The following is a 20,710-nucleotide window of genomic DNA, read 5'->3' on the forward strand; positions in this document are numbered from 1 at the left end:
TTCCTCTAGTGATTTAGTTACGGATCTTCACACGTTGCAGACGGAGTGCATTAAGAACAACGGAAACCGAACTGAGAGCCATTGCCGCACCCGCTACCCACGGAGCCAAGAAACCAAGTGCTGCAATCGGAATGCCAAGTGAGTTGTAGCCAAGTGCCCAGAATAGATTTTGTTTAATGTTAGTCATTGTTTTACGACTCATGTAGATAGCGTCGGGAATACTGGATAGATCGCCTCGCATTAAAGTAACATCCGCAGCTTCCATAGCCACGTCCGTACCGGTACCAATGGCCATCCCAATATCTGCAGTTGCGAGAGCTGGAGCATCATTAATACCATCGCCAACCATGGCTACTATCTTGCCTTGCGCTTGTAATTTTTTCACTTCCTCCGCTTTTCCTTCTGGAAGCACTTCAGCGCGTACATGGTCAATGCCAACTTGAGCTGCGATCGCCTTTGCCGTACGTTCGTTATCTCCGGTAATCATGATGACCTGGATTCCCATTCCTTTCAACCGACTGACAGCAGCCTGAGAGGTTTCTTTAATGGTGTCCGCAACAGCTACCATACCCACGTACCCTTTATTTATAGCAACAAGCATTGCTGTTTTACCGGATTCTTCTAAAGTAGACATGATGTTATAAGCATGACTTGCCTCTACACCGTATTTGTCCATGAGACGCCGAGTACCAATTAACAGCTCTTTGCCTTCCACGACAGCTTTGACCCCAAAACCCGGTATAGCTTCAAAAGATTCTGTCCCTGGCAATTCAATATTTCTTTCCAAGATGCCTGCGACAATAGCTTCTGCAAGTGGATGTTCTGAATTTTTCTCAGCTGCACCCACCAGTCTAAGAAATTCTGTCTCGTTGCCTTCGACCAAAATATCGGTAAGCTCAGGTTTGCCCTTTGTTACTGTGCCTGTTTTATCCAAGATAATCGTATCAATTTTATGTGTTTGCTCTAAATGCTCTCCGCCTTTGAACAGGATTCCTAGTTCAGCTGCACGTCCGGAACCAGCCATAATGGAGGTTGGCGTAGCCAGACCCAAAGCACAAGGGCAAGCGATAACCAGAATGGCGATTGCTTTTTCCAAAGCTCCTGCAAAATCACCCGGTGTTACGATGAAGTACCACACTAAAAATGCAATAACGGCAATTCCAACTACGATAGGAACAAAGATACCGGAGATGACGTCAGCAACCCGTTGAATAGGAGCTTTCGAGCCTTGCGCTTCTTCTACCACTTTGATGATCTGCGCAAGAGCAGTTTCTTTACCTACTTTTGTTGCTTTGATTCGAAGCATGCCGTTTTTATTAATCGTCGCTCCAATGACGGAATCTCCGGCTTTCTTTTCAACAGGGAGGCTTTCTCCGGTCAGCATGGATTCATCTACCGAAGAGATCCCTTCCAGAACTTCACCATCCACAGGTACTTTATTCCCTGGACGAACAAGTACTATATCACCAGTAATAACTTCCTCTACCGGAATGCTTAATTCTTCACCGTCGCGGACAACTAAAGCTGTCTTGGCTTGTAGTCCCATCAAAGATTTAATAGCTTCCGAGGTCCGTCCTTTTGCCAAGGATTCAAACAATTTTCCCATAAGAACCAGAGTAATCAATACTGCACTCGTTTCATAATACATTTCTGGTCCATGATGCGCGCTCCCACCTTCGACAGCCCAAACAATGGTTAAATAAAGGCTGTAAAAAAAGGCCGCTGAGGTCCCAAGTGAAACTAGAACATCCATGTTCGCACTGCCGTTACGAAGTGCTTTATAAGCACCGATGTAAAATTGTTTACCAATATAAAATTGAACTGGTGTTGCCAAAATCAATTGGAACCATGGATTCATAAAAAGATCAGGCAGCCATATCCACGAAGTGAAGGAAAAGTGGCTCACCATCGCCCACAGTAGTGGAAACGATAGAATCGCGGAGATCAGCAGCTTACGTTTTTGCTTGGATAAATCTTGTTGTCGCTGTTCCGCTGGGTCACCTTGCTCTTGTTTGGGAACAGCCTTGTATCCAAGCTTCTCCACCCGCTTCTGCATGTCAGATACAGAAACTTCAACGGGATTATATTCGACATGTGCTGTTTCCATCGCAAAGTTCACATTGGCAGTGCTTACGCCAGGCAGTTTATTCAGAGTCTTCTCAATTTTCAATGCACAAGCAGCGCATGTCATACCTACAAGCTGTAATTCTACAGCTTCTTTAGCTGTGCTGTACCCAAGCTTCTGAATACTTGCTTCCATCTTACTAACGTCCACTATGTTCGGATCATAAGTCACTGTAGCCCTTTCCATTGCAAAGTTTACGTTGGCTTCACTTACACCTTCTAATTTATTCAAGCCTTTTTCAATGCGGTTCGCACAAGCAGCACAAGTCATCCCTGTGATTTGTAATGAAGTTTGCGATTGTCCCGCCGCAGCAGTAGTCATTATATAAACACCTCTTTCACTTTTGTGATGATTTCCATTGTTTGTATCATCATCTTCTTGACGCTAGTATACCCCCCTACCCTATATTTTGTCAAGCGACAAGCTATACACCAAAGCACTTAAAAAGGAGTTTTCTCAGTAACAGAAATCCTGTTTCTGAGAAAACTCCTTCATGAATCCGTCCTCTCTGAAGAGAGTCCTACTGAGTTAAGCAGCCATTTCTCGGCAAATTTTCGCACAGGCAAAACATGCTTCTGCACATTGCTGGCAATGATCATGGTCATGTTTTTTGCATTCGTTGCCACAGGCTTCACAAGCCTCTGCACAAGCTAAACATAAGGCCTTGGCATATTTACTGTTCATCGACAGGGCATGTGCAGTGAATCCGCATATTTCTGCACATTCACGATCCAGGCGAATGCACTCCTTCATCATTCCAACATGATCTTCCTCCAAGCAAGATGAGTAACAGTGATTACAAGCCACCATACATTTTAAACATTCTTCAATACACGCTTTGTAGTTTTGATGTGACATCATAAAAGCTCCTCTCAAGATGTAATTTAGTATAGTCCCCTACTCTATATATACCCAATCGTGAGCTAACTTATCATGCTCAGAGAAATTGTCCGAACTGAACATTAGACATGCAGCTGTTTCTCAATTTCTTGACGATTGAACACAAATCCGAAGAATACCTGATTGTTAATGAAAATGGTAGGAACCAATCTTTTTCCCGTTCGATTAAATAACGTATCTGCATGGTCAGGATGATCTGCAATATTAAATTCAGTAAATGGAATATGATGCTCATTCAAGAACTTTTTAAAATTTCTGCAATCCTCACAAGTCGGTGTTGTAAATACCTCTACGTTCATATGGATCTCCTTCCTTCAGTATATTTTCTAACATTGTTAGTATACCCCCCTACACTATATTTGAATCTAACAAAAAAGGATTCCACCAACGAATCCTTTCTATTATCCATTATTTAATTAATTTATTGATGGTAATTAATAACTCGTCTAACACTTCATTTTCACCATCTTGGATTCGTTCCACGACACAGCTCTTCATATGATGTTCTAACAAAAGCTTTCCTACGCCGTTCAAAGCAGATTGGACCGAAGAGATTTGATGCAGCACATCATCACAATAGGTGTCCTTTTCAATCAATCCTTTTAGCCCTCTTACTTGTCCTTCAATTCTATTGAGACGGCTAACCAGGTTCTTTTTAGTCTTCTCAGAGTGATGACTTTTTCGTTCACCCGTGCTACATGATTCGTGCTCGTGCGTATGATCTTCCATGCACCAATCACTCCTTTCCATATAGTTTTATTATACTATAGCCCCCCTAATCTATTCAAAATATAAAATATAATTAGACTTTCATCACTTCATGGGATATCACCGATGTCTCAATTTGAATAGTAGTATGCTGGATTTTGAAGCGTTCCGCTATTAACTGAATGGCTTGCTGCAAAATACGTTGATCATCTTCCTGATCTTTGATTAAGAGATGGCAGCTTAGTGAATCAAGACCCGAGGTAATTGTCCAAACATGAAGATCATGAACATTTATAACGCCCTCGATACTTTCTAGAACTGCCTTCACCTCAGATGGATTCACTGTAATCGGTGTACCTTCCATAAGAACATGAACGGTATGTTTAATGATTCCCCAAGCGCCTCTAAGAATTAATAGAGCAACTAGTACGCTTATAATCGGGTCAGCAATATACCAGCCAAAAATCATCATAACTAAACCTGCAATAATAGCCCCCACCGAGCCTAAAGCATCGCCAAGCACATGAAGATAAGCGCTGCGAAGGTTAATGTTATTCTTTACATCTCCTTTTCTCATAAGAGACCAAGCACTAGCAACATTGGCTAAAAGACCTATACATGCGATCAGCATCATAGAACCACTTGCAACCGTAGGCGGCTCGAAGAATCGGCCATAAGCCTCCACGATGATAAAACCAGCAACTACAAATAAGGTGACCCCATTCAATAGTGCCGCTAGAATTTCAAACCGATGAAATCCATATGTTTTATTGGGAGATGCAGGTTTAGTTGCAAACCAGACCGCCACTAGACTTAATGCTAAGGAGCTTGCATCGTTTAGCATATGCCCACTGTCCGATAGCAGCGCTAAGCTGTTAGTGATCAGTCCGCCAAAAAACTCCAAAAACATAATTCCTACTGTAATTATTAATGCAATCATTAGTCCTTTTTTGTTTCCGCTAGGATCAAAATGATGATGACCGTGAGGCCCATGGGAATGATCATGTCCTGCATGGGAGTGATTGTGATCGCTGTGATCGTGATCGGAGTGTTGCCCGTCTACGTGCTCCATCTGATGATTGTGATTATTCTTCTTGTCCTTCATGATTTACCTCCTATTTACCTTCAGCAAGATAGTATTTGTATGCGCGCGCAGTGGTATTCAAAAGCTCCAGATCATAATAACATATGAACAAGTGCTCATATGTTATTATGATCTGGATTTTTCTTCTTGTCAATAACGAACCTAAGGGTATATCCTCTTTAGTCTTGAAAACACAAAAAAACACCTCTATACAATTTCTGTATAAAGATGTTTTAGTTTATCTTTCACTTCTTAATCTTAAAGAGAAATCGCTGCTTCTAATGCAACTTCCATCATGCTGTTGAAAGAATTTTGTCTTTCTTCTGCCGTGGTTACTGCATGAGTAACTAATGAATCTGAAATAGTAAGAATACATGCTGCTTGTTTACCTAATACTTTCGCATTATGGAACAATGCATAGCTCTCCATTTCTACACATACACAGCCATGTTCATTGTAAAATTCATTGTGGCCTGGCACGTTATCTTCATGATAGAATACATCGCTTGAATGAATTCTAGCCGTCAAAAGTGGCTTGTTAATACGTTTAGCCGCTTCTTCAATGACTTCGTTCAATTCTTTACTTGGCAGCTGCACGTCTCCTTCTACACCACTTTGCACATAGGCGTATGTAGATTCACTCCACGCACTATCCGCCAGTACCACATCAAATAAATTCAATTTATCTGTGTAGGCACCTGCACTACCGATACGAATGATGTTTTCCACACCATAATTTTTGTATAGTTCATAAGAATAAATACCGATACTTGGCATTCCCATTCCCGAACCCATTACTGACACTTCTTTACCTTTGTAAGTGCCTGTATATCCAAACATATTCCGTACCGTATTAAATTGGGTTGGGTTCTCCAAATAGGTTTCTGCGATATACTTCGCTCTTAACGGATCTCCTGGCATTAATACTGTTTTGGCGATTTCACCATTTTGTGCTGCATTGTGCGGCGTTGACATAATTTATTCCTCCTAAGTTTGTTACTCAACTACTATCTTACTATACCATCCATGAATTTAAATATACGTTTAAAATATTCTTTTGTTTCAACAAAAAAAGAACTGATTCTCTTGCTACAATTTATTCGCAAACTCGTTAAGCTTTTGGGACATTATTTTTATTTCCTCAATAAATGCAGAAGTATGCTGAACAGATGCAGCCTGTTCTTGTCCGATCGCCGCTATCTTCTCTATCGAATTAGCCATTTGGTTCGTAATCCCCTTAATCTGTAACATGGTTTCATTTATGTTTTGAGTTGAAGAAACGGTTTCCCGTGAAAATTTCCGAATTTCCTTAGCTACGACTTCAAACCCTCTTCCCTTCTCACCTGCATGAGCTGCTTCTATTGCTGCATTCAGCCCGAGTAAATTCGTTTGGTCAGCAACCTTTTTAATAATCGATAGGACCTCTGTAGTATTCTCCACATCTCTACCAGCTTGTTGGGATTGAATAAGTAGTTGCTGAGAGTAATCCGCAAGTGAATTGGATCCATACGAAATATTATTGATTTGCTCATTAGCTTGGGTCAGTGATTCTGAGATTTGTTCTACAATAGCCTTTAATTCACTTTGTCTACGAATCTGAACTGCAATCCCGCCAATGACCTGACCGTTTTGATCATGAAGAGGTGTCGCTGTACCCGTAAACTCAAATCCATAGAAGTTGGCCGGAACATCGGACTTTAATTCTTGATTCTCTCGTATAGCTATGTAAAGCGGTTCTTCTTTGTTTAAAAGCTGTCCTTCGGTAATGTTTAAATTAATGGTATTGCCAGGAAAATAAGCAACAAACCGTTCCAAATCACATATGGCTATGGATAAATCAGCCGGAATAGATAATTTTATTATAGGTATAATCGCGATAAATTTGTCTAAAGATTCAATATTATTAATCACAGAAATATAGTCTCCATTCCAGCAAAAGGTTTTTCCAACCGTGCTAAATTCTCAATTTTGCTTAATTCATATTTGAAATATGTATTCGAGGAATTCTCATAAAATCCTCCAAAAAAGTTTACAAATCCCCTTTTTCTCTCATAACATACGGATAGCATACAAAAAAGCCCCCACCTTGTGAAAAGTGAGGGCTTTGGGTTACTTGCTTTAATTAACAGTATCGATTAGTTGCGGATCAGATAATCAAATGCACCTAAAGCTGCAGTTGCACCGGATCCCATCGAAATGATGATTTGTTTATAAGCACTATTAGTGCAATCGCCAGCAGCAAATACTCCTGGTACATTTGTGGCACCATGGCTATCTACAACGATCTCGCCAACGCGAGTACGTTCAACCATGTCACCTAACCAATCTGTGTTCGGAACCAAACCGATCTGTACAAACACACCCTGTAATTCAATATGGTGAGTTTCTTCTGTCGCACGATCGATATAAGAAATACCATCTACCTTATCAGTTCCGGTAATTTCTTTCGTTTGCACGTTTTTAAGCACAGTAACGTTAGGTAGGCTGTAGAGACGATCTTGCAGTACAGCATCTGCTTTGAGCTCTGGAGCAAATTCCAGAACCGTTACATGCTTCACTATACCCGCAAGGTCAATAGCTGCCTCAATCCCTGAATTACCGCCGCCGACAACGGCAACATCTTTGCCTGCAAACAAAGGACCATCACAGTGTGGGCAGTAGGCTACGCCTTTATTCTTGAATTCAGCTTCACCAGGCACACCCATATTGCGCCAACGAGCACCTGTCGACAGAATGACCGTCTTACTCTTTAGAACAGCACCGTTCTCGAGTTCAACTTCAATTAAATCATTCTTATCTAAACGTGTGGCACGTTGTAACTTCATCACATCAATGCCATACTCTTTCACTTGCTCTTCGAGTTTAGCCACTAGCTGAGGACCTTCAATGTAATTTACACTGATAAAGTTCTCAATGCCAAGTGTGTCGTTAACCTGTCCGCCTAAGCGTTCAGCGACAATCCCTGTGCGAATTCCTTTACGCGCTGCGTAAATTGCTGCACTTGCACCTGCTGGGCCACCGCCAACAACAAGAACATCATAAGGAGCTTTATTGTCAAACTCTGATGCGTCTACAGTACTACCCATTTTAGCTAGAATTTCTTCAACCGTCATACGACCACTTTCGAAAAATTCTCCGTTAAGGTAAACGCTTGGAACAGACATAATTTCTTTGCGTTCTACCTCTTCTTTGAACACTCCGCCGTCAATCATCGTATGGGTAATGCCAGGATTGAAGATACTCATTAGGTTCAGTGCTTGTACAACATCAGGGCAATTGTGACAGCTTAGGCTGACATAAGTTTCAAACTTATATTCGCCATTAATGCTTTTGATCTGATCAATAACACTTTGCTCAACCTTAGGCGCTCTTCCGCTAACTTGCAATAGAGCCAACACTAATGAAGTAAACTCATGTCCTAGCGGAGTTCCAGCAAAGGTTACGCCCGTATCTTCACCCACACGATTTACGCTAAAGCTTGGGGTTCTAGGCAGTTCGGTTTTTTCTACCGTTATCCTAGCTGACATTTTGGCAATTTCATCAACCAGCGCTTCCATCTCTTGAGATGCTTCGTCAGAGCCTGCACTGATTTTCAGTACTACGTCGCCTTCCAAGAGTTCTAGGTATTGAGCTAGTTGAGCTTTTATTTCTTGATCTAATTTCATTTAGCTTTCGCTCCTTAAATCTTACCTACAAGATCGAGACTTGGTTTAAGAGTTTCTGCACCTTCGGACCATTTCGCTGGGCAAACTTCACCTGGATGATTGCGTACATATTGTGCTGCTTTGATTTTGTTAACAAGTGCACTAGCATCGCGACCAATACCACCAGCATTAATTTCAACGGTTTGGATAATACCGTCTGGATCAATGATGAATGTACCACGATCAGCAAGACCGTCAGCTTCGATCAGAACATCAAAGTTACGGGAAATTACATGAGAAGGATCGCCGATCATAATGTATTTTACCTTGCCAATAGCTGCAGAGCTTTCATGCCATGCTTTATGTGTAAAGTGAGTATCTGTGGAAACGGAATATACTTCAACACCCAATTGTTTTAGGGTTTCATATTGGTTTTGCAGATCTTCAAGTTCAGTTGGGCATACGAATGTAAAGTCAGCTGGGTAGAAGCAAACTACACTCCATTTACCTTTAAAGTTTTCTTCTGATACATCGATGAATTTCCCATCTTGAAATGCGCTTGCTTTGAATGGTAGGACTTCTGTTCCGATAAGTGACATATTATTTAAATCTCCTTTAAGTTTTATTTTTTGTGGATACAATATTCAAATCTGCAAACATCACATATCTGAATACTATTTGTAATTATTATAATTAACCAAATTAAGGCCTGTCAAGTTATTTATAATAATTCTAATATGATAATCGTTGTCAGTCGCTAAATGTTCATAAATTATCATACTTATGAACTAGTATGGGTTAGTTTACATGTTTTATGTAGGGCAATTTCTACAATTCGAAGTCATCTGCTATTAGATTGATAATATTTAAAGATTCTCTCGCTACCTTTGGGTTAGAATATCGATTTCCATTATATGTGATTAATGCTTTCCATAAAGCCCATCCTCTTGCTCTATTCCAAGTCTCTTCATCCATCTGTAATACATCCTTGAATACCTTTCTACTATCCTCATCAAAAAAGGTCCATGCCATTGCCGCATCACAAGCAGGATCGCCTACACCCAAGATTCCGAAATCAATGACTGCACACAGCTTTCCATCTTTGACTAGTAAATTCCCTGGCGCAATATCTCCATGAACCCAAACCGGCTTGGAATTCCATTTAGAATCTAATGCTAATTCCCAGATTTCTCTCAATAGATCTTCTTTAAAAATATCTTTATTATGCTCAATCGCATGTCTAGACTCTTCATCATATACAGCTAAAGATCCACCTCTATAGAAATTATGTTCTCCTGCTAAAGGCCCCCTACTAGCATCAATAGATTGTAATTCAATTAAAAATGCTCCCAAATCTCTTGCAAACTGGTTAAGATCATTAATATTTTGGTGCGTTAATGTCTCACCCTCTACCCACTTATTGATAGACCACGGCAATGGATATTCTTCGTTAGGCTTCCCTTTGACTAATGGTATTTGAATAGGTAACGTGAGTTCTTTACTTAATATGGGCAACCATAGTTGCTCTTTCTCTACTTGTGGAGCATAAGCTGCTGCACTTGGTAACCTCACGCTCATATGCCCACCTAAATGAAACGTACGATTATCATTCCCGCTGAATTTTACTGGCCTAATCTCTAAATCGGACCACGCGGGAAATTGTTCATTAATTAATCTTGCAACTAAATCGACGGTAATTGTATTCAATGTTTATCTCTCCAAACAAAAGTTATTTGTCACCTATCATAAAAAATATCGCTGAACAGCCCATATTCAACTTCACTGTCATTATTGTAAAATACTTCCGTATATTTGTTTGTGACATAAGCTATCGTTAGTATTTACATATTGGATATACAGTAAAGATAATTTATATAGCCCAAGTTCTACTCAAAGGAGAATTCAGCTTATGAAAGTTGATAGTCTTATCGGTGAAATCAAGCGAGCCTATCAAATAAATATAGAGAATATCGAACTTCATCGAGAAATGATCGGTAAAGTATATTACTTACAGAATCAAGAACAAAAGTATATGTTTAAAATATACCGTAACTTTAAATCGGATGACGCCTTGCAGACGGTTCAGATCTTAGATTATTTAAAAGCAAATTCATATCCAGCAGTATCTGTGGTTAGAACTGTCGAAAATGATAGCCATATTATGCTTAGTAATCAGGTTGGTAGCTGCGTAGGTATATTATACGATTATGTCGAGGGCGCAATGCCCGAGGTTAAGCTTGAGGCCGAGAGTATCGGAAATCAGATTGCAGAACTCCATAACCTAATGAAACTATATCCCAATAAACTTATTAACAGGACGAAAGTCGATTACATCGATGGCTATATCTCCAATATGAAAGAACTCCATTTTGATCCAGAAAAAATTCTAGAACTTAATCAATACGGTAATGAATTATGGGAACGCATCACTAGGCTCCCAAAAAACTTTTGTCACGGTGACCTTCATACGGGAAATATGATCAGAAACGAGCATGGCGAATATGTTCTCTTTGACTTTGACGACGCTTCAGGTGATTATTCGAGTATGGATGTTGCATATATGTGTGATGATACCCATTTTAATGAATTTCATGAATCAATGTATGATCAAACCTTACGTTTATACGAACGCTTTTATAAAGGATATAGTAAAATACGCACACTGAGCGACCAGGAGATTCTTGCGATTTTCGATTTTATTGCGATCAGACATTTTCAAATTATCTCAAGAATAGTACAGTGCCAAGGATTACAATGTATATCTAAAGAATTTTGCGATCAACAATATCACTGGCTTATGAAGTGGCAGGAAGTTTGCATTAAACATTGATACTTCTATTCGGTTCATAAATACCTCGCTAACATAAGTTTTACTAGCCATTTCCATAAGAGACATCTAATATTATGTTAGCTTTACTAGTGTCTGTATGCAAACTATGCAATTAGATCAGCCACAAAAGGGACAAGCTAAGCAAGTTGAAATCTTAATATGATTACGAGGAAGAAGGGTGTTCCTTAATGACTAATAGTAAAACGAATCCGAAGGTGGACGGATTTCTAAGGAAAGTAAAACAGTGGCAGGAAGAATACGAGACGTTGAGAAATATCGTTCTTGACTGTGAGCTGACCGAAGACTTTAAATGGATGCATCCTTGTTACACGTTTGAGAACAAAAACATAGTCTTAATCCATGGATTTAAAGAATATATTGCACTGCTGTTTCATAAAGGTGTCTTATTAAAGGATACCCATGGGATTCTGATTCAACAAACGGAGAATGTACAAGCTGCACGCCAGATCCGTTTCACCAATGTTCAAGAAATCCTTGAAAAAGAAAGCATCATAAAAGAATATATTTATGAAGCCATCGAAGTTGAAAAAGCTGGTTTGGAAGTGGAATTCAAAAAGAATACAGATTTCATCATTCCTGATGAATTTCAAACTAAACTTGATGAAATGCCTGCCTTGAAAAATGCTTTTGAAGCCTTGACGCCCGGGCGGCAAAGAGCATACCTTCATCATTTTTCTGAACCCAAGCAATCCAAAACTCGAGTATCTAGGGTTGAAAAATGGATGCCGCAAATTCTGGATGGAAAAGGATTAAATGATTAAGTTGTATATGAAGAAGCAACCTTAGATCGGTGAACAATCCGAACTGAGGTTGCTTCTTCTCTTTTTACTAAAAGACTTTATACTACTTCAGGTAGGTTCCGGTTACTCCTATTCCACCGCTACCGTTCAATACATACACTCTAGCATTTCCTTTTCCAGAGCATACCAGAGTGATTGTACCGTTAGTAACGTTTTTGGTATCGCCAGTCACCGCATCCACGTAAGTTCCGTTCGGAATTCCGGTAAATGTCGCATTTCCTGAGATCGTAACTAACGCAAAGCTATCAATACCTTTTGCGCTATCGGTATATCTTCTTTTAAATGCCAAATCACCGGATACATTTTCTGTGGAATACTGGCCTTTTTGCAAGGCTGGAACAGCTCTTCTGATTAAATTGAGTTGTCTAATATGTTTTGCCAAAGGATAGTTTAATGAATCGGCAAGTGTGCCAGTAGCATTTGTATACTTACCGTAGTCCTGAACAGTAACGCTACCCTCAATTTGATCTCCAAAGTAAGCACGCCCTGTTGAGCTAAGTGGTGCATTCGGGCCTACATCGATGACTGATCCTTTTTTAAACTCGATTTCAGAACCGTAATAGATCGCAGGTATTCCCCGGAAAGTGAACATCAGCGAGAGATTCTCAGCCCAAGTGTCTTGTGTCCCTGCAAATCGTTGATTCTCTGGGGCTTGGTCAGGTGCATAGTCATGAGAGTCAACATAAGTTACATTCCAAGTAGCATCGTTATAATATTGATCACCGCTCTTCATACTGAATGCTTCCTGTGCAGTCTTGAATGCCCAATGCATCGGGAAATCAATAACATCCATACCCGATTTCATCGAATAGTCAGGCGCGTGATAATTATTGCCTATTAAAAAAGCATTGTTCGAGGTTGGCTGCCCTGTTGTAGTAGAGTTATCTGCCCACTCTTGTTCCACTGACAGCTTGTTGGAAGCGTAGTCATTTTGTCCATCACCCGGATAGGCTTTCGAGCTTTTCCATGTATAGAATGGAGTCGATATTGCCGGAATTCCACTATTCCATACATCTCTGTACCGAGTAGCCACTTCACCAAAGACAAAGAAGTTTGAGCCCCCTCTTGATTTCCAAGCAGGAACAAAGTATTTGTTAAAAATATACCGACTCACATGCTTCACAGTATCGACCCGGAAAGCATCAACACCCATATCAATATACTGATTATAGCTGTCAATTAGATACTGATTCACTACAGGATTTTCAGTATTCAAGTCCACGGCGTCTCCTGCAATCTGTCCTGTCTGTACGGTGTAAGATTCCCAGGAAAGACTTTTTTCGGTATGATACATGTTATTGTTAGTTTCCGCATTTTTCATGATTGCGAGTCTGGCCTGATATTGCTGATCAGGGGTCATCGTATCATAGTTAGCTGGCAGTTTATCCGTAATTTTAAGCATGTTATTTACGGTGTCCGCTGCAGTCGGATCTTTTTTGAACATAGGCAACAGATTCTCTTCCCCAAAATTACCGGTATGATTCACAACAACATCCTGAATAACCTTTATCCCTTTGGCATGAGCTGCATTAATCAATTCCTGATAAGAGGCTCCGGCTGATTCATACCTTGGATCTACTTTGGAAAAATTAATCGCATGGTAGCCGTGATAATCATACCCGCTGGCATTCTGCACCACTGGCGTAATCCAAATAGCACTGAATCCAAGCGCTTTGATGTAATCGAGCTTTTGAATCAGTCCCTTAAAGTCACCTCTCCAAGCTGGGTCTGAATCCGGATTTCCTGCTTTAGCATCCTCCCATGAATGTACATTGTTACTCGGATCACCATCATAGAATCGTGAAGTAATTACGAAATAAATGGTGTCTTCACGGAAATCACCTTTATTTCCAATCGTATAGACAAAGCTCTGCTTCGTTTCATTTCCGGCACCATCAACCACCAGGAATTTCAGTGTCGTCGTCTTATTAATAAGAATGGACGGTCCTGCCAGAGCAGTTAAAGCATTGCCCGAGACATAGAGATTTGAACTGGTAGTTGGTTCCGTCCCATTATCTGTGTAATATGCGGTGGTCGTTGCTCCTTTGTTATCTTTTATATTAAAAGAGACGGTAACCGCAGAGCTTGAATTCCCAACAGGTAAATTCGCGGTTATCGTTGGGGCCTGCAGGTCGAGATTTAGGTCAATGACATAAGCAAAGGTGCCTACACTGCCTGCTTGACCGATGGAGTTAACACCAAAAGCCTTAATAGTCATAGTAGAGGCCACTTGGATTGGAGTGGTATACAAGGTAGAGGATGTCGTAGGTGTCGACCCGTCTGTCGTATAGTAGATTTTATCGCCAGTATTGATACTGGAGAGCTTCACAGTTTGGGCAGAATCATATGTCTTCGGTGTAGGAGAGACTGAAATCACAGGGATCTTCGGAATTTCTGGATTAGCGTCATACCACACATTATCCGAGGAATACCAGCCCTCTTTTATACTGCGGGATAAGTCGGCGGTCTGTTTGCCGTTGCCATCATTAAAGATAAGGCTTGTGCCGGTGGCGTTGGCAATAGTATAGCTGTACCAGTCGTTTCCGTCCGATTTCATCAGAATTCCTGGCCAAGCTCCGCTTGTTGGAACTGTTGTCGGACTCAGATTCCAGTAATGGATTCGGATCGTTGAGCTCCAGTTTGCTGGTTTCTTAAAATGAACCGTTAAGCCAGCCGAAGTTGGTGTAGGTGTTGGTGTTACGGTTGGTGTTGGTGTTGGTGTTGGTGTCGGTGTTGGTGTTACGGTTGGTGTTGGCGTTGGTGTTGGTGTTGGTGTTGGTGTTGGTGTTGGTGTTGGTGTTACGGTTGGTGTTACGGTTGGTGTTACGGTTGGTGTTACGGTTGGTGTTACGGTTGGTGTTGCTGTGGCTGAAAGAGTTAGATAGTCGATATTGATATTCCCAGTATCATCCGAGTCATATTTGTAAGCGATCGTATTATTTCCTGCCTGTAAGGAGAGCGTTTCTGTTTGTTCACCCCATGCATCCCAATTTGGCAAGTTCGCTAAATTGGTCTGCTTTACCTTTGCTCCATTCACATAAATGGAAACTTGCTTGGCACTGCCAGTCGCATTGGCATAGCGAAGCGTGACATTATAGGCGCCTGCAGCGGAAGATTGAACATTAAAGGTGGTAGTTGCTCCTGTGGTTGTGTATCCATCAACAAAACCGGTGCCGGTATATCCGGTGTGATTCGTATTTATTTTTGCGCCACCTGACAAGGCTGCGCTCTCAGCTTCATACTTCCCAGCAACCGGAATAACTACCGTCCAGTTCTTCCCTCCGTTGCTGTCCCAGCTATCCGTCGGGGCTGTGATGTGATAACAATAAATGAGTGTTGCGCCCTCCTGCACATTGAGGTTGGCCGTAAACGTGGTCCCACTTTTAGACATGACTGTGTCCGTAGTATTCGTCCAATTATTCGTAGTCCAATGCAGTGTCACAGAAGATGCTGTGGTGTTCGTATAGGAGACTGTATAATCAGTGTTGCTGGCTGAAGCCCCGCCCGATAAACCGAATAAACTAAAGATTAGCGAAAAAATGATCAACCAAGAAACAAACCGCCTAGATTGTTTTCGTACCAATTAAATAACCTCCTCATTAATTTTAAGTGCAAATTACGTTGTGCAAACGTTTGCAAAAATGAGAAAAAAAGAAACAATCTAACTTATCCAATCTCCTCCTTCATAGAAAATATGGAAAAACCTCATTGTATGCGTTTACAAATAGAACTATTGAGAAATCCTCAGGTTACAGATAGCTCCATATCTAATGAATTTTCCCTGTTTATGATTATAGGCTCCAACCTTTTCCGGGTCAATGCATCTTTTAGGCTAAAAACATAAAAATTTAAGAGTTTAAATACATAGTTCAATCGTTTTCATTCATCAGTTGTTCAAGGCATATTAAAATCTTAAATTACCGCTATTTATAGAACTAGGCTCTATACTTTCGTAACTATTCTAGTATGATTTTATGAAATATTAATTCCTTAAATATATTATTTTGTATGTCCCTAAATTAATTCGTCGCTGATGAGGAAGCAGTTGCTTGGTCAGCTTTTACACAATCAATTGCAACAACGAACGCAATTATGATTGCCTCCATCTCCTCATTTAGTATTTGAACCTTGTAGCTATCACCCCAAGTGAACCACTCCTTATTCACTTTACCTATGACTACACCATGCTGCAAGACCTGAAAATCCATGTCCCACCAGTTACCATGTACCTCAATGTCAGCCGCATCAATCGTATAGCGTGCTTTAAAGAAAGAAAACTCCTTCTTAATCGTTAACACCTCTCGGCCATTGACCTCAACAAAAAACTTCGGTAAAAAACTAAATACCTTCTTCGTAATAAGTGCGACTTCATCTCTTGTTGTATTCATAATGGAGAACGTCTTTGGTATTTGCATAAAACTGCCCTCTACATAATAGACATCCTGCTCCTGCGGATTCTTTACCGTAAATTTACCACTTAGACTGAATACCTTCTGCTTTATATAAAGCTGCTTCATTCCAATACCTCCTTCGATATAAGCATATTATTAAAGCGCAGATTTCATCATAGATATTAATAGTGATAGCCACCTAACCATGAACTACCTTTCGTTAACCCTCTCATTATTGAACTATAGTTTCCCAATAGTTGAACCGAATGATTGTAAAAACTTGGGTGAAAACTTCTTCGTACTTACCCAGTACTTCCGAAATCATTTCTCGGGATCCTGTACTTTAGTCACCCAACCGTGTTTTCAATGGTTCTAAAACTTCCGTTTATGATACGGAAGACCCTCGCCTTCTTCGCAATACTGTTTAAGACTGTACAAAAAAATAGCCCAGTTATAATTACATACGCGATAAAATGAGGTCACTTCCTCCCAATTCATCTGACGAAAAATGATTGAAGTTTTCCCGTTTTTTTCCTTCATATCAAAAGAAATTGTCGTACCTATCCATTCTGGATCTGAATCAACACACTGCCACAAAATCTTTTTATCGGGAACAAGCTCATCAACTCGCATCTTTGTTAAGCCTTTTCCGCCGAATAGGAACTCATTTATACAACCGATCTGATCATTGACTATTAGTTCATTTGTCCATATTTCTGAAAGTCCTTTTGCAGTGGTTAATGCTTCATATACCTTTGAAGCTGGAACATTCACGGTCTGCAAGTGCTCGATATTTGCCATATTGCTCATTCCCCTTTTTTATAAGGATCTAATTTATGTAATTATTTGTATATGAAAATTATACCATCAATTATATCAACTCTGAGATAAACATTGGTGTAGCTCCATCCTCTGTATTAAAGCCAAATTTATTATAGAAATCCACTGCATGAGGATAAGAAATTAATACTTTTGTTTTACACCCTTTATATCTATCAAGCATTATATTCATCATTTCCTTACCTATACCGATACTCTGATAACTAGGATTAATAAGCATATAATGAAAATATACCGTTAAAACACCATCTGACAAAGCATTTATTAAACCGACAAGCTTTCCTCCTTCCCAAGCGGTAACAATTGAATGAGATCCTCCGATTGCTTGTAAAAGCTCGTTTGGGTACTTGCCAGACTCCCATTCTACTGAAAGAAATAACTCTTGGAGTGCATCCTTAGTGATATCCTCTTTGCTTGAAGCGTAATAAATACTCACCCCTGTACCTTCCTTTCATAAAACTAACTACGGTACAACATCTGTTTTAAACTCCCATATTTCGATGGTTTTGCAATCCTTACGAAGCCATAAAATAATACCGACATAGCAATTTCGGATTTATCAAAGTGAATAATCACTTTATTTACCTCAATATACTCTTAAAAATATGTATAGAAAATGGATTAACTGAAGTGGAATTTGTATTTATTTACATTAGAGAATTCATGAGAATACTTCTTTTACCTAAGCATACTAATCCTAAAAGGTTTATAGCGTTAATCTGCCCGTTAGTTGAATAAAGGCAGCTGATCGCATTGACTGACGGCTACCTAATCGTATTTGAGCTAACGCTACCCGTTGGCGCAATTACTCAAATATAATCAATGAATTCATTAGTTTTTTTATAACCATAAATTATGATCGAGTCGGTAGTTACTTCACCTGGAACATGTATTTTTTTTAGGATTTGAATTAAATCAGTTTTTATCAAGTCATCTTCAGCATGAATTTCTAACCACTCAATTAATTTGTAGCCGCCATCTGAAAAATGGTAATACCAATCTCCATCCCAAAGGCTGATATAGCCAGTATCAATGTTTTTAGTCCTCCATTTTATCATTTTCTCTTGTACAAAACTGCCCGTTAGCAGAACAAAGCTGCCGATTCAAGTCGGCAGCTTCGTTCTGGTGTTATTGAGCTATAGTTTGCCATTAGCTTAATCGTTATTTATGATACGGTTCTCCGCGCTGTCTGTAACGGTAAGTTTTAGGGCCATCCTTTTGTGGGATGGCCCTTTCATTTTTCTCATTATGTTGAACTATGTTCCCCGTTAACGAGCCGCCAACATAAAAAACAGAGCATCTGAGGTCGCGCCTCAGATGCCTTGTGTTTAGTATTGTTTTATGACCTGGTTCAATTTTATAAATCTTCTACACCGGTGGGTAAGTTTTTACTCACTACATTTGGCTTCGTGTACATTTTATTGAGTATGATCGTTTGCACGATAATGAATATACCGCCAACTGCCCAATATAATGGTAACGCGGCGGGCATCTGAAAAGAAAATACACCCATCATGATCGGTGACAACAATCCGATGAAAGCCATTTGGTTATTTTGATTTTGCTGATACTGCGCTGAAACGGATTGAGACACGCGGAACTGAACGTAATACACCGCAGCGGCAATAAGCGGCAAAATCATATCTGTTTTCCCCAAGCTAAACCACAGAAAATCGTCCGCTGCAATCTCTGGGGTACGACGAATGGCGTAGTAAAATGCGAGGGTGACCGGCCATTGGAGAAGCATCGGTAAACACCCCATATTTAAGGGATTAAATTGATGCTTCTGGTAGAGCTGCATCATCTCGACTTGCTGTTGTTTTTTTGCATCCGCACTGACGTCGTTCTTATACTTCTCCTTAAGTGCAGTTAACTCCGGCTGGAGGACGGCCATCTTTTCTTTCATGTCCATTTGTTTCTTGGTTTGATTCATCATGAGCGGCATGATCGCGAGTCTGATGATGAAAGTCATCAGCACGATCGATAATCCGTAGTTTCCGTGAAATACATTCGCGAAGAATTTGATCAAGATCGAAAATGGATAAATAAAAAAGTGGTTAAATACCCCTGCTGAATCGGCATTAATCGAGTTTGATTGGGATGCTGTCGAACACCCGCTGAGCACAATGATCGGAATAACTCCAATCAACATGACGAGAATGGGTTTGGCCCATTTTTGAAACAACAAAATCTTTTTCATCGTTGTCCTCCCTAATTGAAAGTATGGAATATCAATGTGGGGAAGGACTATGGTCTTCTTCATTAGGTGCTTCTCTTCGTCTGGCGGTACGTACTATCCACCGCTGAATGCTGCTCGGTTGTGACAGTCTGACAGCTACAAACCAAGTTAAACCGGCTGGAGCAATTTCATAACCCCAGTGTATCTCTTGTGTAGAAAAATAGGTGAATGGAATTGACACTAAGGAATAGATGAGAGCGATCGAGAACGCCAATTGAACCAAGTCATAAAAATGCTCCAGCCAAGTTCACCTCTGTATGAGCCATATTGGAAAAATTTGAATAATGATTATACGTTAGAGAAAACTGTGTGGTTTCACTAACCTGCCCGTTAGTTGAACAAATAAAAAAATGGCTGCCGAAGCAACCGCTATTCCACTAATGCGCCCCGCTAGCTTAATCGACATTACGCACCGAGTCCAAAGGATTTAGCCTTGCGGGGTTGTCTGCTGATTACGTTTCACCGAAACCCCTTAGCAGACCAAGGAGAGCGGCGACGCGGCGTAGATACGATTTTATAAGCTGTCGGCACGGCAGCTTTTTCGACCATACTTTCTTTCAAATTCTTCTCTTACAGACTATGATTAATTAAATGAGCAATTTCTTTAACTCTCTCCATTGTAATTCCTTCTCTTTGTTCAACTGCAAGTGGATGATTCGTTTGTTCTAATTCTATTAACGGAACAGCACCAACTTCTTGTGTATGTACCATTGTCTTTAACGATAATGTAGTTATTGGATATATTGAAAGTTCAGTCGATAACCAACCAAAATAAGGTTCTTCAGTTTCCCTTCCTTCTACGTGCAATAATTCATTAGATTTCAAAAAGTTCTCTTCACTAAGAGAAACCCAAACACTCCATATAAATTTCTCTTTACTATCAATTATTGGTATTTCAATATGTCCTCTAATAAAGAAATGCTGTTCATCAATTACACAAAAATCTCTAATTAATTCTGTTCTTTTCTCTTCTGGTACAGTGTAAAAATAATATGGTGCTTCACTTCCGTAACATAAAGGAAGTTCATTTAATTCGTTGTTACAGTGAGGGCATTTCATGTTTTCTGCTCCTTATAGTTTCTCGCTGATTTCTTATAACGTCTTATTCGCGAAATTACTGAGTTATCC

19 protein-coding genes are annotated in these 20,710 nt (G+C 40.1%); 2 read left to right on the forward strand and 17 right to left on the reverse strand.

Annotated features, from left to right (window positions below; genetic code table 11):
- Window positions 1-13: 13 nt before the first annotated feature.
- The 10 genes from MKX41_RS21040 to MKX41_RS21085 all read right to left on the reverse strand — a co-directional run bounded on the left by MKX41_RS21040 (window position 14) and on the right by MKX41_RS21085 (window position 10,168).
- Window positions 14-2,446 carry a heavy metal translocating P-type ATPase gene (locus MKX41_RS21040; RefSeq protein ID WP_340972916.1) on the reverse strand — a complete coding sequence of 811 codons (2,433 nt, stop codon included), beginning with the start codon at window positions 2,444-2,446 and terminating at the stop codon, window positions 14-16.
- 207 nt (window positions 2,447-2,653) lie between these two features.
- Entirely contained in the window at window positions 2,654-2,983 is a 330-nt protein-coding gene (locus MKX41_RS21045) for a four-helix bundle copper-binding protein (RefSeq protein WP_042192011.1), read from the reverse strand.
- Window positions 2,984-3,087: 104 nt separating this feature from the next.
- On the reverse strand, window positions 3,088-3,324 hold the full coding sequence (locus MKX41_RS21050; protein ID WP_042192013.1) for a glutaredoxin family protein: 237 nt from the start codon (window positions 3,322-3,324) through the stop codon (window positions 3,088-3,090).
- A 109-nt stretch (window positions 3,325-3,433) separates the two neighbouring features.
- Window positions 3,434-3,754, reverse strand: coding sequence for a metal-sensitive transcriptional regulator (locus MKX41_RS21055; protein WP_042131123.1), 321 nt, complete (start codon window positions 3,752-3,754; stop codon window positions 3,434-3,436).
- A gap of 73 nt (window positions 3,755-3,827) precedes the next feature.
- Window positions 3,828-4,805 carry a cation diffusion facilitator family transporter gene (locus tag MKX41_RS21060; protein WP_339271802.1) on the reverse strand — a complete coding sequence of 326 codons (978 nt, stop codon included), beginning with the start codon at window positions 4,803-4,805 and terminating at the stop codon, window positions 3,828-3,830.
- 270 nt (window positions 4,806-5,075) lie between these two features.
- Complete coding sequence (deoD, locus tag MKX41_RS21065) at window positions 5,076-5,792, reverse strand: purine-nucleoside phosphorylase (RefSeq protein ID WP_149644832.1); 717 nt, start codon at window positions 5,790-5,792, stop codon at window positions 5,076-5,078.
- Window positions 5,793-5,906: 114 nt separating this feature from the next.
- Window positions 5,907-6,728 carry a methyl-accepting chemotaxis protein gene (locus MKX41_RS21070; RefSeq protein ID WP_340972919.1) on the reverse strand — a complete coding sequence of 274 codons (822 nt, stop codon included), beginning with the start codon at window positions 6,726-6,728 and terminating at the stop codon, window positions 5,907-5,909.
- A gap of 224 nt (window positions 6,729-6,952) precedes the next feature.
- Entirely contained in the window at window positions 6,953-8,482 is a 1,530-nt protein-coding gene (ahpF, locus tag MKX41_RS21075) for an alkyl hydroperoxide reductase subunit F (protein ID WP_042192017.1), read from the reverse strand.
- Between the two features lie 14 nt (window positions 8,483-8,496).
- Window positions 8,497-9,060: an alkyl hydroperoxide reductase subunit C gene (gene ahpC, locus MKX41_RS21080; protein ID WP_042192019.1), complete on the reverse strand. Its 564-nt coding sequence runs from the start codon at window positions 9,058-9,060 to the stop codon at window positions 8,497-8,499.
- A gap of 229 nt (window positions 9,061-9,289) precedes the next feature.
- The gene (locus MKX41_RS21085; protein WP_340972922.1) at window positions 9,290-10,168 is read right to left on the reverse strand and encodes an aminoglycoside phosphotransferase family protein; all 879 of its coding nucleotides are present in this window, start codon (window positions 10,166-10,168) and stop codon (window positions 9,290-9,292) included.
- Between the two features lie 202 nt (window positions 10,169-10,370).
- Here MKX41_RS21085 and MKX41_RS21090 point away from each other — a divergent pair, with 202 nt between their 5' ends.
- Window positions 10,371-11,291 (forward strand): phosphotransferase enzyme family protein, encoded by a 921-nt coding sequence (locus MKX41_RS21090; protein ID WP_340972923.1) that lies wholly within the window; start codon window positions 10,371-10,373, stop codon window positions 11,289-11,291.
- Between the two features lie 188 nt (window positions 11,292-11,479).
- Window positions 11,480-12,073 carry a YdeI/OmpD-associated family protein gene (locus tag MKX41_RS21095; protein WP_339267314.1) on the forward strand — a complete coding sequence of 198 codons (594 nt, stop codon included), beginning with the start codon at window positions 11,480-11,482 and terminating at the stop codon, window positions 12,071-12,073.
- Window positions 12,074-12,155: 82 nt separating this feature from the next.
- Here the strand turns inward: MKX41_RS21095 and MKX41_RS21100 are convergent, their stop codons facing one another.
- The 7 genes from MKX41_RS21100 to MKX41_RS21130 all read right to left on the reverse strand — a co-directional run bounded on the left by MKX41_RS21100 (window position 12,156) and on the right by MKX41_RS21130 (window position 20,641).
- Entirely contained in the window at window positions 12,156-15,695 is a 3,540-nt protein-coding gene (locus tag MKX41_RS21100; RefSeq protein ID WP_340972925.1) for an alpha-amylase family glycosyl hydrolase, read from the reverse strand.
- A 436-nt stretch (window positions 15,696-16,131) separates the two neighbouring features.
- A complete protein-coding gene (locus MKX41_RS21105) occupies window positions 16,132-16,629 on the reverse strand; it encodes an LURP-one-related/scramblase family protein (RefSeq protein WP_340972927.1) in 498 nt (165 codons plus the stop codon).
- Window positions 16,630-16,875: 246 nt separating this feature from the next.
- Complete coding sequence (locus MKX41_RS21110; protein ID WP_339798767.1) at window positions 16,876-17,304, reverse strand: SRPBCC family protein; 429 nt, start codon at window positions 17,302-17,304, stop codon at window positions 16,876-16,878.
- A 70-nt stretch (window positions 17,305-17,374) separates the two neighbouring features.
- Entirely contained in the window at window positions 17,375-17,779 is a 405-nt protein-coding gene (locus tag MKX41_RS21115) for a GNAT family N-acetyltransferase (RefSeq protein ID WP_038573410.1), read from the reverse strand.
- Between the two features lie 373 nt (window positions 17,780-18,152).
- A complete protein-coding gene (locus tag MKX41_RS21120) occupies window positions 18,153-18,401 on the reverse strand; it encodes a DUF6678 family protein (protein ID WP_340972929.1) in 249 nt (82 codons plus the stop codon).
- A gap of 299 nt (window positions 18,402-18,700) precedes the next feature.
- Entirely contained in the window at window positions 18,701-19,543 is an 843-nt protein-coding gene (yidC, locus tag MKX41_RS21125) for a membrane protein insertase YidC (protein ID WP_339798771.1), read from the reverse strand.
- A 609-nt stretch (window positions 19,544-20,152) separates the two neighbouring features.
- Window positions 20,153-20,641 carry a DUF2199 domain-containing protein gene (locus MKX41_RS21130; protein WP_340972931.1) on the reverse strand — a complete coding sequence of 163 codons (489 nt, stop codon included), beginning with the start codon at window positions 20,639-20,641 and terminating at the stop codon, window positions 20,153-20,155.
- Window positions 20,642-20,710: the final 69 nt, after the last annotated feature.

It is taken from the genome of Paenibacillus sp. FSL R5-0475 (genome assembly GCF_038004585.1).
Taxonomy (GTDB): domain Bacteria; phylum Bacillota; class Bacilli; order Paenibacillales; family Paenibacillaceae; genus Paenibacillus_AQ.

What these genes read in the sequence shown, in the direction of transcription:
- MKX41_RS21045 (WP_042192011.1), bottom strand. Translation starts at nt 2,983, where the DNA reads ATGTCACATCAAAACTACAAAGCGTGTATTGAAGAATGTTTAAAATGT.
- MKX41_RS21055 (WP_042131123.1), bottom strand. Translation starts at nt 3,754, where the DNA reads ATGGAAGATCATACGCACGAGCACGAATCATGTAGCACGGGTGAACGA.
- MKX41_RS21120 (WP_340972929.1), bottom strand. Translation starts at nt 18,401, where the DNA reads ATGATAAAATGGAGGACTAAAAACATTGATACTGGCTATATCAGCCTT.
- MKX41_RS21040 (WP_340972916.1), bottom strand. Translation starts at nt 2,446, where the DNA reads ATGACTACTGCTGCGGCGGGACAATCGCAAACTTCATTACAAATCACA.
- MKX41_RS21105 (WP_340972927.1), bottom strand. Translation starts at nt 16,629, where the DNA reads ATGAAGCAGCTTTATATAAAGCAGAAGGTATTCAGTCTAAGTGGTAAA.
- MKX41_RS21110 (WP_339798767.1), bottom strand. Translation starts at nt 17,304, where the DNA reads ATGGCAAATATCGAGCACTTGCAGACCGTGAATGTTCCAGCTTCAAAG.
- MKX41_RS21130 (WP_340972931.1), bottom strand. Translation starts at nt 20,641, where the DNA reads ATGAAATGCCCTCACTGTAACAACGAATTAAATGAACTTCCTTTATGT.
- ahpF (WP_042192017.1), bottom strand. Translation starts at nt 8,482, where the DNA reads ATGAAATTAGATCAAGAAATAAAAGCTCAACTAGCTCAATACCTAGAA.
- MKX41_RS21050 (WP_042192013.1), bottom strand. Translation starts at nt 3,324, where the DNA reads ATGAACGTAGAGGTATTTACAACACCGACTTGTGAGGATTGCAGAAAT.
- MKX41_RS21060 (WP_339271802.1), bottom strand. Translation starts at nt 4,805, where the DNA reads ATGGAGCACGTAGACGGGCAACACTCCGATCACGATCACAGCGATCAC.
- MKX41_RS21090 (WP_340972923.1), top strand. Translation starts at nt 10,371, where the DNA reads ATGAAAGTTGATAGTCTTATCGGTGAAATCAAGCGAGCCTATCAAATA.
- yidC (WP_339798771.1), bottom strand. Translation starts at nt 19,543, where the DNA reads ATGAAAAAGATTTTGTTGTTTCAAAAATGGGCCAAACCCATTCTCGTC.
- MKX41_RS21095 (WP_339267314.1), top strand. Translation starts at nt 11,480, where the DNA reads ATGACTAATAGTAAAACGAATCCGAAGGTGGACGGATTTCTAAGGAAA.
- deoD (WP_149644832.1), bottom strand. Translation starts at nt 5,792, where the DNA reads ATGTCAACGCCGCACAATGCAGCACAAAATGGTGAAATCGCCAAAACA.
- ahpC (WP_042192019.1), bottom strand. Translation starts at nt 9,060, where the DNA reads ATGTCACTTATCGGAACAGAAGTCCTACCATTCAAAGCAAGCGCATTT.